This is a genomic window from Duganella paludis (assembly GCF_054461335.1).
Map to the genome: position 1 here is coordinate 2,540,022 of NZ_CM136922.1, position 15,490 is coordinate 2,555,511.

The window sequence follows — 15,490 nt, forward strand, 5'->3', positions numbered from 1 at the left end:
GGAAACAGATTTGAAAACCTCTCTGCTGGAAGGCAAAAAGCCTGCCAAATTCGACAAGCACATCATCGGCAACCTGCTGCTGGACGTCGCTCCCGCTGACGAAGTTCGTCAGGAAACGCTGATCGTCGGCGTCCGCAACGAAGACGGCGAAATCTATCGCCTCATCGGCGCTAGCACCCACAACAGTTTCATGAACGCCGTGGAAGAACTGTTCGACCTCGGCCTGAGCGACGAACTGGAAGAGACCGACGACCCGGTCGAAGGTTGCGACGCGATCTTCAGCGAGCAGTAAGCACCCACGCACTTGCGGGCGCTGTTGGCTGAATCCGACGCCGCAAAAAGTATTTTCAGAAAAAGTGCCGTACGGCAATTTTTTGAGTATAATTTTTGACAATGGACAGACTCGACGCCTTCAAGCTTATCGCTGCTCAAGCGAGCCGGGGAGAACTCACGTTTCCGGCCAACGTCAACGCCTCGCTGCGCCTGCAGCAGGCATTAAACGATCCCGATTGTCACGTCGAGGCGGCTGCCCGGCTGATCCAGGCGGACCCGTTGCTGGCGGCGCGCAGCGTCGCCATTGCCAACTCGGTCGCCTACAACCGTTCCGGAACTGAAATCTCCAGCGTGCGCGCGGCCGTGCAGCGACTCGGCGTGCGCACCCTGCAATCGCTGGTGGCGGCGCTGATCGTGCGCCAGATCGGCAGCGAGGTCACCGAGCCAGCGCTGGCGGCCAAGATCCAGCAGTTGTGGGAGCACACGGCGCATGTGGCCGCGCTGTCGCAGGTGATCGCCCGGCGGGTGACCCACGTCGATCCCGACACGGCGCTGTTCGCCGGCATCATGCACGAGGTGGCGGGCTTCTACATGCTGGCCAGCGCCGGCGACTTCCCGGAAGCGATGAACGGCGAGCCGGAGGACTGGGTCGAGCACGGCGAGATGGAGATCGGCCGTGGCGTGATGACCCACCTGGGCGTGCCGGAAGCGGTGTTCCGCGCGATTGAATCGATGTGGATGGGCTTGCGCGCGCTGCCGCCGGAAACCCTAGGCGACACGCTGCTGCTGGCCAACGACCTGGCGCCGGTGCACTCGCCGCTGCACCAGCGTCCCGGCGCCACCACGCTGCAAGGGGCGCGCACCATCGACTTCGTGGTCGGCGAAGGTTCGCTGCACGCCATCATGACCGAATCGGCGCAAGAGGTGCAGTCGCTGTACGCCGTCCTCATGCTGTAGACAAAAAAAGCCCGCTGGGCAGCGGGCAAAGTCCAAAACTAGGGATCTCCTCCAGAGGAGACAGTTCAAGAATATCCGTTCATCTCATTCCGCTCTGTGCGCCAGTTCACATATGCATACGTTTTTCCCTTACCAGACCGGGACGGTCTGTTTCCAGGCATCCAGCTGGGACACCCGTGCCAGCCATGCCATCAACTTGGGATATTGCGTGACCGGCAGCCTGGCTTGTTCGATGTAGGTCAGCGACGGTGCGATCGCCAGATCGGCCAGGCTGAGCTGGTCGCCGACCAGCCAGTCGCGGCCCGCCAGATGCTGCTCCAACACGCCGGCGAATTGCGCCACCATGCGGCTGGCGCGGTCGATCTCCTGCTGATCCGGCCCGCCGTTGCCGCTCAGTCCTTTCCAGATGTGTTCGTAGACGATCACGCCCAGCGGCGGCGCAAAGTGTTGCGCACCCCATAGCATCCAGCGGTTGATGTCGGCGCGCACGAGGATATTGTCCGGATAGAGATTTTGCCCATGCGTGCGATCCGCCAGGTATTGCATGATGGCGCACGACTCCCACAGCGTGAAGTCGCCGTCCTGCAGCACCGGCACCTTGCTGTTGGGGTTGAGCGTGACCAGGCGCCGCCGGTCTTCCGCGCTCATCAGGTTCACTTCGGTCAATTCCAGCGGCGTGCCCATGTGGACGGCGGCCAGCATCACACGGCGCGAGCTGGAGGAAGCGGGATGGTAGTAAAGGCGCATTTGAGTTCTCCGATGAAGATGGCGTTGAGGTCTTCATCGTAGGCCCGTGCTGCGACAGTTTTTGTCAGGAGTCGAGTGGAATGTTGTGTTCGGAACGCCAGGTCTTGAGCAGGTCGTGCCGGCGGGCCGGGTAGCGGTTGCCGAGCGATTCGACGGCCGCGATGCGGTCGATGCGGAAATGGCGGAAGGCCATGCGCATTTCGCACCATGCGGCCAGCACGCGGCGGCCTTCGAAAAACGCCAGGGCGAATGGCCACACCACGCGGTCGGTGGGCGAACCCTGCTCGTCGCGGTAGGACATGCGCAGACGATGCTGGTAGCGGATGGCTTCGCGTACCGGGCGCACGTGGATGTCGCTGCCGTTTTGCTGGTCCGGCCCGATCGGCACCCACAGGCTGGTTTCGGCCATGTCGTCGCGCAGGTCTTTGGGAGTGGCCATGGCGATCTTGGCCAAGGCGTTGTTGGCGGCGGCGGCCAGCGCTTCATCGCCTTGCCGCCGGACCCAGCGCGCGCCGAGCACCAGCGCTTCCAGCTCATCGGCGCCGAACATCAGCGGCGGCAGGAAGAAGCCGGTCTTCAGCATGTAGCCGACGCCGGCCTCGCCTTCGAGTGGCGCACCGAGGCCGGACAGGGTCTGGATGTCGCGGTAGATGGTGCGTTCGGACACGCCCAGCTGTTCCGCCAGTTTGGCGGCGGTGACGGGACGGCGATAGCCGCGCATGGCGTCCATCAGCATGAATAAGCGGCCGGTGCGGCTCATGGTGCGGGGTTCACTCCAACAGGAAGTTGCGCTGTGGCGCCTCCAGTGTGGCGCTCTCGTTTGCGGTTTCGTCCTTCAGCGCTACACCGGATAGTTGGCGGCGGCGCGATTCGGACAGCAGGTAGTGAAGCTTGAACGCTGCGGCGTCGAAGGTCAAGCCCGCAGCGCGAACATTCGAGATGCAATTGCGGCTGGCGTCGGTGAGGCCGGGATGCGGCGCGTGGGTAAGGTAGAGGCCCATGCTGTCGGGCGAGCTGAGGCCGGGGCGTTCGCCGATCAGCACCACCACGGCGTTGGCGTTCAGCAGATGCGCGACCTCGTCGCCCACCGCCACGCGGCCTTGCTGCACGATGGTGATCGGTGCGATGCGCCACTGCTCGGGCGCAAGGCGGGTCATCAACGCGGCCAGGAACGGCGCCGCGTTCTGCTCGATCGCCAGCGCCGACAAGCCGTCCGCGACGACGAATGCGACGTCATAGCGCGCCGCAGCCGGCCGCTGAGCCTGCGCGCCGGCAGCGATGGCCGTGAAGGCAGGCGCGGGAGCGGGAGCGGCGGCGGCTGTGGGCATTGTTGCGGCGGCGGGGTGGAGCGCGGCCAATCGCGCGCGCGAGGCCTCGTCCAGCTGGCGGCCGAGGTCTGGGCGTTGCAGGTAGACGAGGCGATCGCGCGCCGCGCTGTGCAGGCTCACGCACGGCAGGCCGCAAGCGGCGCTCAAGGCTACGGCAAGCGCCTCCGGCTCCAGCGCCAGATGCACTGCATCGCGCGCTTGGGCATGGGCCAACTGGAACGCCAGCTGCGACGCCGTCGGCTGACTCACACCCGCACGCCCCAGCGCAATCCGCGCCGCCGTAAAGCGCCGCAACGACTGCCACGGATTGCTGACCACCGGCTTATCCATGCTGCAAAGCCTTATTGAAAGCCGCAGGAAAAGCCTCCTGCAAGCTAAAGCGCTCCTCACTGCTAGCAATGCCCATACCCTGCAACCACGCCTCGAACTCCGGTGCCGGCTTCAAGCCCAACGCGCGCCGCACATACAAGGCATCATGGAAGGACGTGCTCTGGTAGTTCAGCATAATGTCGTCCGATCCCGGCACGCCCATCACGAACGTGCAGCCGGCCGCACCAAGCATGGTAAGCAACACATCCATATCATCCTGATCGGCCTCCGCATGATTGGTATAGCAAACATCGCAGCCCATCGGCAGCCCAAGCAACTTGGCGCAGAAATGATCCTCCAATCCCGCACGCAGGATCTGCTTGCCGTCGTACAGATACTCCGGCCCGATAAAGCCCACCACGGAGTTCACCAGCAGCGGCTCGAAGCGCCGCGCCACCGCATACGCGCGCGCCTCGCATGTCTGCTGATCGACGCCATGATGCGCATTGGCCGACAAGGCACTGCCCTGCCCCGTCTCGAAATACATCACATTGCCGCCCACCGTACCGCGCCCCAGCGACAACGCCGCCTGCCGCGCCTCATCAAGCAACGACAACGTGATGCCGAAACCGGCGTTGGCCGCCTGCGTTCCCGCAATCGACTGGAACACCAGATCAACCGGTGCACCGCGCTCGATGGCGGCGATGGTGTTGGTCACATGGGTCAGCACGCAGGACTGCGTGGGTATCGCATAGCGCGCAATGATCTCGTCCAGCATGGAGACAAGATTGATCACCTGCGGCACATTGTCGGTGGCGGGATTGATGCCGATCACCGCATCGCCGCTGCCATACAGCAGGCCGTCGAGAATGCTGGCCGCGATGCCGGTGGCGTCATCGGTTGGGTGATTCGGCTGCAGCCGCGTGGACATGCGCCCGGACAGGCCGATGGTGCTACGGAAGCGGGTAACTACACTGCACTTCTTCGCCACCAGCACCAGATCCTGCACGCGCATGATCTTGGACACCGCCGCCGCCATCTCCGGCGTGATGCCCGGCGCCAGCGCGGCCAGCGCAGCGCCATCCGCCGCATCGCCCAGCAGCCAGTTGCGGAAGTCGCCAACCGTCAAATGCGCCACGCGCTCGAACGCCGCCGCATCATGCGTATCGACGATCAGCCGCGTGACCTCATCGTCTTCATAGGGAACCAAAGCCTCGCTGAGGAACACGGACAACGGCAACTCGGCCAGCGCCATCTGCGCCGCCCCCCGCTCCTCGGCACTGGACGCAGCCACACCGGCCAGGTAATCGCCCGAGCGCGCGGGCGTGGCCTTGGCCATCAAATCCTTCAGGTCGCGGAACTGGTAAGTCTTACTGCCCACCCGGTGCAAATAACTGCCCATCGCTGCCCTTTCGGTTACGTTGCGGCGCGGTCGCGAGGAAGCAGCCATAGCCCAGCACCAGGAACACCACAAATACGCAGAAGATCAGCCAATTGTAATAGATCATGGTCGCCATGCAGACCACCGCGCCCACCAGTGCGACAGCCGGCAACAGCGGATAAAGCGGCGCGCGGAACGGCCGCACCATCTCCGGCTCCGCGCGCCGCAGCTTGAACAGCGCCAGCATGCTGATGATGTACATGGTGATGGCGCCGAATACCGACATGGTGACGATATTCGCGGTCAAGGTCTGCCCACCCAGCGTAATCAGCTGATCGCTGTAGATGGCGGCAATGCCCACCACACCGCCGGCCCATATGGCGCGATGCGGCGTTTTGAAACGCGGATGGATCTTCGCAAAATACGAAGGCAGGTAGGCCTCGCGCGCCAGCGCATAAATCTGCCGCGAGTAGCCGAGGATGATGCCATGGAAGGACGCGATCAAGCCGAATAGCCCCAGCCACACCAGCATGTGCAGCCAGCCGCTGTTCTCGCCGACGATAAGTTTCATCGCCTGCGGCAGCGGGTCGTTGATGTTGGCCAGCTTGGTCCAGTCGCCGGCTCCGCCGGCAAACACCATCACACCCAGCGCCAGCAGCACCAGCGTGAGGATGCCGGCGATGTAGGCGATCGGCACCGAGCGCTTGGCATCGCGCGTTTCCTCCGCCGCCATCGCCACGCCCTCAATCGCCAGGAAGAACCAGATCGCAAACGGAATCGCCGCGAAGATGCCGGGAATGGCGGCAAGGCTGAAGCTATCCTGCCCCGCCCAGCCGCCCTTGACGAAGTTGGCCGCCGAGAAGCCGGGCGACACCACGCCCATGAACACCAGCAGCTCGAAGATCGCCAGCAACGTCACGGCCAGCTCGAAGCTGGCGGCGATCTGCACGCCGGCGATATTCAGCGTCATGAAGACCAGATAGGCGCACACCGCCGCCGTCTTCGGGTCCACCGCAGGGAACTGCACGTTGAGATAGGCGCCGATGGCCAGCGCAATGGCGGGCGGCGCGAACACGAATTCGATCAAGGTCGCCGCACCGGCCAGGTAGCCGCCCAGAGGTCCGAAGGCGCGCTTGCTGTAGGCGAACGGACCGCCGGCATGCGGCATGGAAGTCGTCAGCTCGGTAAAGCTGAAGATAAAGGCCGTGTACATCGCCGCGACAAACAGCGCGGTGATGGTGAAGCCCAAGGTGCCTGCGGAAGCCCAACCGTAGCTCCAGCCGAAATACTCGCCCGAGATCACCAGCCCGACGGCGATGCCCCACAGTTGAAACGTGCCCAGCGTCTTCTGTAACGTAGCTTGCATGGTCGCCTCCCTAAGAGATGATGAAACATGCAATCCTCATGCCAAGCGCCCCGCACCAAAGCGGCGCAAAAAAAAATCCCTCCGCGAAGGGAGGGATTCGAGACTTAGACGACTGCGCCGTCCGTTTCGTCTTTTTCCTTGATCGGCTTGATCAGGTCTTCGCGCTTCACGCCCAGCCACATGGCGACTGCGGCGGCCACGAACACCGAGGAGTAGATACCGAAGCAAATACCGATGGTCAGCGCCATGGCGAAGTAGTGCAGCGTAGGACCGCCCAGGAACAGCATGGACAGCACCATCATCTGCGTACAGCCGTGGGTGATGATGGTACGCGAGATGGTCGAGGTGATCGCGTTGTCGATCACTTCGTGCACCGACGCCTTGCGCTGCTTGCGGAAGTTTTCGCGGATACGGTCGAAGATAACCACCGATTCATTCACCGAGTAACCCAGCACCGCCAGCACGCCGGCCAGCACCGTCAGCGAGAACTCCCACTGGAAGAACGCGAAGAAGCCCAGGATGATAATCACGTCGTGCAGGTTGGCGATAATCGCCGCCACTGCGAACTTCCACTCGAAGCGAACCGCCAGGTAGATCATCACGCCGATGATCACCATCACCAGTGCGTTCAAACCGTTCTGCGTCAGCTCGTCGCCCACCTGCGGACCGACGAATTCCACCTTCTGCATGGCCACCAGCTCGGCGCCGGCAGGGTTGGCGCAGGATTGCTTGACCACGTGCTCGCCCTTGGCGGTCACGGTGTCGATCTGCTTCATGGCGCCGGTTTCGGCCTTGCACAGCGCTTCGAACACTTGCGCCGAGGCGGCGTTGGGCGTGATGCCCTTCACCACCGGCAGGCGCAGCATGACGTCGTGCGCGGTGCCGAAGCCGGCCGCTTCAGGATGCTCGTAACCGATGCTTTGCAGCGTCGAGCGGATCCGTTCCAGGTTGGCCGGCTGCTGGTACTTCAGCTCCATCACGGTGCCGCCGGTGAACTCCACCGAGAAATGCAGGCCCTTGTGGAACAGGAAGAACACGGCTGCGACGAAGGTCAACGCCGAAACGACGTTGAACACCAGCGCATGGCGCATGAACGGTATGTCTTTTTTGATGCGGAAAAATTCCATGTTTCGTGCCCCGAGTTATATCCGACTATTTCTGACCTGGTACCCAGACGGTACCGATGGCGATCGATTGCAGCTTTTTCTTGCGGCCGTACCAGAGGTTGACCACGCCACGCGACACAAACACGGCGGAGAACATCGAGGTCAGGATACCCAGCGTGTGCACCACGGCGAAGCCGCGAATCGGGCCGGAACCGAACACCCACAGCGCCACGCCCACGATCAGGGTGGTCACGTTGGAGTCGATGATGGTGGCCCATGCACGATCGAAGCCGGCGGCGATGGCCTGCTGCGGCGACGCGCCCGCACGCAGTTCCTCGCGCACGCGCTCGTTGATCAGCACGTTGGAGTCAATCGCCATACCCAGCGCCAGCGCGATAGCGGCCATGCCCGGCAGGGTCAGGGTCACTTGCATCAGCGACAGGATCGCCAGCAGGAACAACAGGTTGCAGGCCAGCGCCAGCACGCTGAAGAAGCCGAACATCATGTAGTAGGCAATCATGAAGATCGCGATCGCGGCAAAGCCGTACAGGGTCGAGTGCATGCCCTTGTTGATGTTCTCGGCGCCCAGTGCAGGACCGATGGTGCGTTCTTCGATCACTTCCATCGGTGCGGCCAGCGCGCCGGAGCGCAGCAGCAGCGCCAGCTCGGCCGAGTTCTCGGCGTTGCCCATGCCGGTGATCTGGAAGCGGCTGCCCAATTCAGCCTGGATGGTGGCGACCGACAGCACTTCCGGCTTGCCCTTTTCTTTCAGCACGATGGCCATCTTCTTGCCGATGCGGTCGCGGGTGGCGTCGCGGATGCGGCGGCCGCCGTCGCCGTTCAGGTCGATGCTGACGGCCGGCTGGCCGTTCTGGTCCGGGTTGGCAGTGGCGCTGGAGATGTAGTCGCCGGTCAGCACCACGTCCTTGGTCAGCACGACCGGAACGCCTTTACCAACGGTGAACAGTTCCGAGTTGAACGGAATCGCCGCCGACATTTCGGTGCCAGGCGTGATCGATTCGTCGACCATGCGCACTTCCAGGGTGGCGGTGCGGCCGATCACGGCGCGCGCGCGCGCCACGTCCTGCACGCCTGGCAGCTGGACCACGATGCGGTCCGGGCCCTGCTGCTGAATGATCGGTTCAGCCACGCCCAGCTCGTTGACGCGCTTGGACAGGGTGGCGATGTTCTGCTTCACGCCATCATCGATGGTTTGCTTGAGCGCGGTCGGCTTCAGGGTGACCGTGGTTTTGAGCTCGTCACCGGTGCCGGAGTCCACGTACAGCAGGTCGGACACCTGGCCCGACAACACGTCCTTGGCCTTCTGGCGGGTGGCGTCGTCGCGGAATTTGATTTCGATGCTGTCGCCGACCAGGTCGATGCCGGCGTGGCGCACGTTCTTGTCGCGCAGCGTGCTGCGGGCGGCGGCCTGGATGCCTTGCACGCGCTTGGTCAGCACGGCCTTGGTGTCCACCTGCATCAGGAAGTGCACGCCGCCGCGCAAGTCGAGGCCGAGGTACATCGGCAGCGCGTGCAGTTTTTGCATCCATTTCGGCGTATCGGCTTGCAGGTTCAGCGCCACAAGATAGGTCGGGTCGGCGGGATCGGCGTTCAGGCCCTGTTCCAGCACCGATTTGGCGTGGAACTGGATGTCCGGGGTGGCGAAGCGCACGCGCACTGAGGCATAGGTGCCGCTGCCGTCGAAGGCGATGCCGTTGTTGGCGATGCCGGCGCGGGACAGCACGTCGGCCACTTTGGTGCTCATGTCGGATGTCATCTTGACGGTCGACTTGCCGCTCGTGACCTGCACTGCCGGCGATTCGCCGAAGTAGTTAGGCACGGTGTACAGCGCGCCCAGCAGAATGGCGACGGCAATAAGGATATATTTCCAGACTGGATAACGATTCATATGGCTCTAACGTTCAATGGTGACGTCAAAAGGCCCGCGCGGGCGCGGGCCATGGGAATTACAGGCTCTTCAGCGTGCCGTTCGGCAGCACCATCGTGATCGAGTTCTTTTGAACCACCAGTTCCGCGCCGCTGGAGATTTCCAGGGTCACGTACAGGTCGGAGATCTTGGTGACCTTGCCCAGCACGCCGCCGGCGGTGACCACTTCATTGCCCTTGGCCAGGGCTTCCATCATGGCCTTTTGTTCCTTGGCGCGCTTCTGCTGAGGACGGATCATCAGGAAGTACATTGCCACGAACATCAGGATCAGGAAACCATATTGACCCAGGAAACTGGAGGAACCGATGGCTTCCAGTGGATTGGATTGGGCATACGCGTTGGAAATAAAGAACACAGTGACTCCGATATCTATAGTTTGAAAAAACAGCGCTGTATTCTAGCACTGGCCGGAAGGCGTTAGGACTTTTACACCCCGCGCGCGCGATCGGCGTGGAATTGCTGCACCCACGCCGGGAAACGGTCCGCATCCAGGGCATCGCGCATCTGCTGCATGATGTCCAGGTAGTAGTGCAGATTGTGGATGGTATTCAGGCGCGCGCCGAGGATTTCCTGGGTGCGGTTCAGGTGGTGCAGGTAGGCGCGCGAGAAGTTCTTGCAGGCGTAGCAGGAGCAGGTGCTGTCCAGCGGTTCCTTGTCTTCCTTGTAACGGGCGTTCTTGATTTTCACGTCGCCGAAGCGGGTGAAGATCCAGCCGTTGCGGGCGTTACGGGTTGGCATCACGCAGTCGAACATGTCGACGCCGGCCGAAACGCCGGCCACCAGGTCTTCCGGCGTGCCCACGCCCATCAGGTAGTGCGGCTTGTTGGCCGGCAGTTTCGGGCCGACGTGTTGCAAAATACGCATCATGTCTTCCTTCGGCTCGCCGACCGACAGGCCGCCGATGGCCAGGCCCGGGAAGTCGATTTCTTCCAAACCGGCCAGCGATTCGTCGCGCAGGTTTTCGAACATGCCGCCCTGGACGATGCCGAACAGCGCGTTCGGGTTCTCGCCGCGATGGAATTCGTCGTGCGAACGTTGCGCCCAGCGCAAGGACATGCGCATGGACTTTGCCGCCTCATCAAGAGTTGCCGGACGCTTGTCGATTTCGTAGGGGGTGCATTCGTCGAACTGCATCACGATATCGGAATTCAGCACGCGCTGGATCTGCATCGAGATTTCCGGCGACAGGAACAGCTTGTCGCCATTGATCGGCGAATTGAAGTGCACACCCTCTTCCGTGATCTTGCGCATGGCGCCCAGCGAAAACACCTGGAAACCGCCGGAATCGGTCAGGATGGGCTTGTCCCAGCCCATGAAGTCGTGCAGGCCGCCGAACTTGGCCATCACGTCATTACCCGGACGCAGCCACAGGTGGAAGGTATTGCCCAGGATGATCTGCGCGTTGATTTCCTTCAGCTCCAGCGGCGACATCGCCTTGACCGAGCCGTAGGTGCCGACCGGCATGAAGATCGGGGTCTGGACCACGCCGTGGTTCAGCTTCACTTCGCCACGACGGGCGCGGGTGACGCCGGTGGTGTCGGTCTTGTGCAGGGTAAATTCGAGCATTATTGTTCCTTGTTCTGCGTCGTCAGCAGCATGGCGTCGCCATAGCTGAAGAAGCGGTATTCATTGTCGATCGCGTGGGCGTAGGCCTTGCGGATCTCTTCAAACCCGGCGAAGGCCGACACCAGCATCAGCAGGGTCGACTTCGGCAGGTGGAAATTGGTGATCAGGCGCGTCACGGTCTTGAACTTGTAGCCGGGCGTGATGAACAGCGCGGTATCGGCGCTGCCCGCTTCCAGCTGTCCGGACTGCGAGGCCGACTCCAGCGCGCGCAGGCTGGTGGTGCCGACCGCCACCACATCGCGGCCGGCCGCACGCGTGGCGCGCACCGCGTCCACGGTTTCCTGCGGCATGGTGTACCACTCGGTGTGCATCTGGTGCTCGGACAGCACCTCGGTGCGCACCGGCTGGAAGGTGCCGGCGCCCACGTGCAGCGTGACGTAGGCGAAGTTGACGCCCTTGGCTTTCAGCTCGGCCAGCAGCTTCTCGTCGAAATGCAGGCCGGCGGTCGGCGCGGCCACCGCGCCCGGCACCTTGTTGAAGACGGTCTGGTAACGGGTCTCGTCGAAGGAATCGGCATCGTGCTCGATGTAGGGCGGCAGCGGCAGGCGGCCGTGCGCTTCGATCAGGTCGAACACGTCGGCGTCAAAGTGCAGCGTGAAGAACTCGCCGGCGCGCTCGCCGACGGTGACGTCGAAAGCGTCGGCCAGGCGCATTTTGGTGCCGGCCAGCGGCGAACGCGAAGCGCGCACCTGTGCCAGCACGGTGCGGTTGTCCAGCACGCGCTCGACCAGCGCCTCCACCTTGCCGCCGCTCTCCTTGGTGCCGAAGAAGCGGGCTTTCAGCACGCGGGTGTCATTCATCACCAGCAGATCGCCGGGCTGCAGCAGGCCGACGATGTCGGCGAACTGGCGGTCGATAATCTGCGCGCCGTCCAGGTGCAGGAGGCGGGAAGCGCTGCGGTCCGGCAGCGGGAATTGCGCAATACGCTCTTGCGGCAAGTTAAAATCGAAATCGGAAAGCGAATACATTTGCGAACTCAGTTAAAAATACGGTAGTCCCAACGACGGCGCCAGCCTTACAATACCGGCGGCCAACCCTCTATTTTACGCCATATGCCTGTTTCACCGTCGAAAACTGCCAAAAAAACCGTCAGCCCGGAGGCCAAACTGGCCAAACTGGGCCTGCACACGGACATGGACCTGGTGCTGCACCTGCCCATGCGCTATGAGGACGAGACGCAGGTCATCACCATTGAAGAAGCGCGTCTGCACGGCGGCGACACCTCCCAAGTTGAGGGCATAGTTGTAAAAAACGAGATCGCCTACAAGCCCCGGCGTCAATTATTAGTGCATATCAGCGACGGCACGGGCGATTTGCAGCTGCGTTTCATGAATTTCTACGGCAGCCAGGTCAAGCAACTGGCCGAAGGCACGCGCGTGCGGGTGCGCGGAGAACTGAAGCACGGCTTCTTCGGCGCCGAGATGGTGCACCCGGCCTACAAGGTGGTGAACGAAGGCGCACCGCTGCCGACTTCCCTCACGCCGGTCTATCCGTCCGGCGAGGGCTTGTCGCAGCCGGTGCTGCGCAAGGCCATCGGCGAAGCCATGAAGCGGGTCGACTGGACCGACACCCTGCCGGCGTCGCTGCGCGCACAGTTGCAGCTGTCGGACCTTGAACCGGCGGTGAAGCTGCTGCACTACCCGCCGCAGCAAGTGGACGAACACGCGCTGGCCGACCGCTCCCATCCCGCCTGGACGCGGGTGAAGTTCGACGAACTGCTGGCGCAGCAGCTGTCCCTGAAACGCGCCCAGCGCGCACGCCGCGCCAAGGGCTCGCCGCCGCTGACGGTGGTGGGCAAGCTATCGAAAAGCCTGCAGTCTGTGCTGCCGTTCAAACTGACCAAGGCGCAGCAGCGCGTGCTGACCGAAATCAGCGCCGACCTGCGCCAGCCATATCCGATGCAACGCCTGTTGCAGGGCGATGTCGGCAGCGGCAAGACGGTAGTGTCAGCGTTGGCGGCCGCGCAGGCCATCGACAGCGGTTACCAGGCCGCGCTGATGGCGCCGACCGAGATCCTGGCCGAGCAGCACTTCCGCAAGATCGCCGCGTGGATGGAGCCTTTGGGCGTCAAGGTCGCGTGGCTGACCGGCAGCTTGAAAAAAAAGGACAAGCAGGCCGCCTACGACATGATCGAATCGGGCGAAGCGCGCTTGGTGGTGGGCACGCACGCGCTGCTGCAGGACGTGGTGATGTTCGAGAACCTGGGCCTGTCCATCGTCGATGAGCAGCACCGCTTCGGCGTCGGCCAGCGCCTCACGTTGCGCAACAAGGGCAATGAGGGCGCGGTGCCGCACCAGCTGATGATGTCGGCCACGCCGATCCCGCGCACGCTGGCGATGACCTACTACGCCGATCTGGAAGTTTCGGTGATCGACGAACTGCCGCCGGGGCGCAGCCCCATCGTCACGCGCGCCATCGACCAGAACCGGCGCGATGAAGTGATCGAACGCGTGCACGCGGCCGCGCAGGAAGGCCGGCAAGTGTATTGGGTCTGCCCGCTGATCGAGGAATCGGAAGCGCTGCAACTGCAAACCGCCACGGAAACGCATCTCCTGCTGGCCGAAGCCCTGCCCGACCTGAATGTCGGCCTGGTACACGGCCGCATGAAGCCGGCGGAAAAGCAGGTGGTGATGGACGCCTTCACCGCCAACGAGATGCAGGTGCTGGTCGCCACCACGGTGATCGAGGTGGGCGTGGACGTACCGAATGCATCACTGATGGTGATCGAACATGCGGAGCGATTCGGGCTGTCGCAGCTGCACCAGCTACGGGGACGCGTGGGACGAGGCTCGGCGGCGTCGGTCTGCCTGTTGCTGTATCAAAGCCCGCTGGGCCAGATCGCCAAGCAGCGCCTGATGACGATGCGCGAAACCACGGACGGCTTCGAAATCGCCCGCCGCGACCTGGAGATACGCGGTCCCGGCGAATTCCTCGGTTCGCGCCAATCCGGCCAAGCCATGCTGCGCTTCGCCGACCTGGAAACGGACGGCTGGCTGGTGGACCAGGCGCGCGACGTCGCCCACGACCTACTCCACGCCAACACCCCAGAAAAAGCCGCCACCGTCGAAGCCCACCTGGCCCGCTGGCTAGGCGGCCGCGAAGAGTTTTTGAAAGTCTAGAAGCACAGATAGATGCGGTTGGCGATATCGACTACGAAGTCCGGCTGCAGGTACGCCGCGAAGCACAGCGCCAGCACGGCGGCGAAGGCGGCGCGTAGCAGCCAGGTTTTCATGATCACGCCGCTTGCACACGCGCCAGCGCGCGCTCATTGATCGGCAAGTTCACCAGCCCGGCCATCACGCCCAGCGCAATCGCGATGCCCCACACGATGTTGTAGTTGCCCTGCGCCGCGTACAGGTAGCCGCCCAGCCATACGCCCAGGAAGCTGCCCAACTGGTGCGAGAAGAACACGATCCCCGCCAGCATCGACATGTGCTTGACGCCGAATACGCCGGCGATAATGCCGTTGGTGAGCGGCACGGTCGACAACCACAACACGCCCATCGCCGCCGCGAACAGGTACACCGACAGCGGCATCAAGGGCGCCAGCAGGAACAGCGATATCACCACCGACCGCGAGAAGTAGATACCCGACAGCAGATAGCGCTTGGGCAGGCGTCCGCCAAGCTTGCCCGCATAGTAGGAGCCGAAGATGTTGAACAATCCAATCAGCGCCAGCGCCAGCACCGCCACGTTCGGATTGCCGATGCCTTGGTCCTTCAGATACGCCGGCAAGTGCACGCCGATGAACACCACCTGGAAGCCGCACACGAAATAGCCCGCCACCAGGAACAGGAAGGAACGATTGCCCAGCGCTTCGCTGGCCGCCTCGCGGATGCTTTGCTGCGGGCCATGCCCGTGCGTCACCACCGGCTCGCGCAGATAAAACGCCATCGGCACCATCAACACCACGATCAGCGCGCCCAGTATGTAGAAGGCGTTCTGCCAGCCCACGGCGGAGATCAACTGCTGCTCGACCGGCATCATCATGAACTGGCCGAAGGAGCTGGCCGCACCCGAGATACCGAACGCCCATGAGCGCTTCTCCGCCGGCGCCACGCGGCCGATGATGCCGCTCACCGCGCCAAACGCGGTGCACGCAAGGCCGATGCCGATCAACAGGCCCGAGCCCAGCACGAACAAGGTCGGTTGCGTGACGGTCGCCATCCACACCAGCCCAAGCATGTAGGCCACCGCGCCCACCAGCACCACGCGCATGGTGCCGAAGCGGTCCGCCGCCATGCCGGCGAACGGGCCAACCGCGCCCCACATCAGGTTCTGCATGGCTTGCGCCAGCGAGTAGGTTTCGCGTGTCCAGCCGTTGGCCTGGGAGATGGGCTGCATCCAGAAGCCGAAGCCGTGGCGCACGCCCATCGCCAGCGTCAGGACGACGCCGGTGGCAAGCAGCACGGTTTTGAGTGAGGGTGCGCGGTCGGCTGTGAACATGGT

General features: G+C 63.2%; 14 protein-coding genes. 3 read left to right on the top strand and 11 right to left on the bottom strand.

Annotation, left to right across the window (positions count from 1 at the left end):
* The first annotated feature begins 10 nt into the window (after positions 1-10).
* Both ACXZ1M_RS11490 and ACXZ1M_RS11495 read left to right on the top strand, forming a co-directional pair.
* Positions 11-292, top strand: a complete 282-nt coding sequence (locus ACXZ1M_RS11490; protein ID WP_459053292.1) for a hypothetical protein — start codon at positions 11-13, stop codon at positions 290-292.
* Between the two features lie 101 nt (positions 293-393).
* Positions 394-1,230, top strand: a complete 837-nt coding sequence (locus ACXZ1M_RS11495) for an HDOD domain-containing protein (protein WP_459053293.1) — start codon at positions 394-396, stop codon at positions 1,228-1,230.
* A gap of 129 nt (positions 1,231-1,359) precedes the next feature.
* On the opposite strand, the gene ACXZ1M_RS11500 is transcribed toward ACXZ1M_RS11495, so the two are convergent.
* From ACXZ1M_RS11500 to queA, 10 genes are all read right to left on the bottom strand, one after another.
* Positions 1,360-1,977: a glutathione S-transferase family protein gene (locus ACXZ1M_RS11500; RefSeq protein ID WP_459053294.1), complete on the bottom strand. Its 618-nt coding sequence runs from the start codon at positions 1,975-1,977 to the stop codon at positions 1,360-1,362.
* A gap of 64 nt (positions 1,978-2,041) precedes the next feature.
* Positions 2,042-2,737: a helix-turn-helix transcriptional regulator gene (locus ACXZ1M_RS11505; RefSeq protein WP_459053295.1), complete on the bottom strand. Its 696-nt coding sequence runs from the start codon at positions 2,735-2,737 to the stop codon at positions 2,042-2,044.
* 10 nt (positions 2,738-2,747) lie between these two features.
* Complete coding sequence (locus tag ACXZ1M_RS11510) at positions 2,748-3,635, bottom strand: ethanolamine ammonia-lyase subunit EutC (RefSeq protein ID WP_459053296.1); 888 nt, start codon at positions 3,633-3,635, stop codon at positions 2,748-2,750.
* A complete protein-coding gene (locus ACXZ1M_RS11515) occupies positions 3,628-5,016 on the bottom strand; it encodes an ethanolamine ammonia-lyase subunit EutB (RefSeq protein WP_459053297.1) in 1,389 nt (462 codons plus the stop codon). The genes ACXZ1M_RS11510 and ACXZ1M_RS11515 overlap by 8 nt, the downstream gene beginning before the upstream one ends.
* Positions 4,985-6,361 carry an ethanolamine permease gene (gene eat, locus ACXZ1M_RS11520; protein ID WP_459053298.1) on the bottom strand — a complete coding sequence of 459 codons (1,377 nt, stop codon included), beginning with the start codon at positions 6,359-6,361 and terminating at the stop codon, positions 4,985-4,987. Before eat ends, ACXZ1M_RS11515 begins: the two co-directional genes overlap by 32 nt.
* Positions 6,362-6,465: 104 nt before the next feature.
* A complete protein-coding gene (gene secF / locus ACXZ1M_RS11525; RefSeq protein WP_373989376.1) occupies positions 6,466-7,488 on the bottom strand; it encodes a protein translocase subunit SecF in 1,023 nt (340 codons plus the stop codon).
* A 25-nt stretch (positions 7,489-7,513) separates the two neighbouring features.
* Positions 7,514-9,376 (bottom strand): protein translocase subunit SecD, encoded by a 1,863-nt coding sequence (gene secD / locus ACXZ1M_RS11530; protein ID WP_459053299.1) that lies wholly within the window; start codon positions 9,374-9,376, stop codon positions 7,514-7,516.
* A gap of 58 nt (positions 9,377-9,434) precedes the next feature.
* The gene (gene yajC / locus ACXZ1M_RS11535; RefSeq protein ID WP_459053300.1) at positions 9,435-9,770 is read right to left on the bottom strand and encodes a preprotein translocase subunit YajC; all 336 of its coding nucleotides are present in this window, start codon (positions 9,768-9,770) and stop codon (positions 9,435-9,437) included.
* A 71-nt stretch (positions 9,771-9,841) separates the two neighbouring features.
* On the bottom strand, positions 9,842-10,981 hold the full coding sequence (tgt, locus tag ACXZ1M_RS11540) for a tRNA guanosine(34) transglycosylase Tgt (RefSeq protein WP_459053301.1): 1,140 nt from the start codon (positions 10,979-10,981) through the stop codon (positions 9,842-9,844).
* Positions 10,981-12,009, bottom strand: a complete 1,029-nt coding sequence (gene queA / locus ACXZ1M_RS11545) for a tRNA preQ1(34) S-adenosylmethionine ribosyltransferase-isomerase QueA (RefSeq protein ID WP_459053302.1) — start codon at positions 12,007-12,009, stop codon at positions 10,981-10,983. Before queA ends, tgt begins: the two co-directional genes overlap by 1 nt.
* A gap of 84 nt (positions 12,010-12,093) precedes the next feature.
* Between queA and recG the strand changes: the two genes are divergently transcribed.
* A complete protein-coding gene (gene recG, locus ACXZ1M_RS11550) occupies positions 12,094-14,160 on the top strand; it encodes an ATP-dependent DNA helicase RecG (protein ID WP_459053303.1) in 2,067 nt (688 codons plus the stop codon).
* 115 nt (positions 14,161-14,275) lie between these two features.
* On the opposite strand, the gene ACXZ1M_RS11555 is transcribed toward recG, so the two are convergent.
* On the bottom strand, positions 14,276-15,487 hold the full coding sequence (locus ACXZ1M_RS11555) for an MFS transporter (RefSeq protein ID WP_459053304.1): 1,212 nt from the start codon (positions 15,485-15,487) through the stop codon (positions 14,276-14,278).
* Between the last annotated feature and the right edge of the window lie 3 nt (positions 15,488-15,490).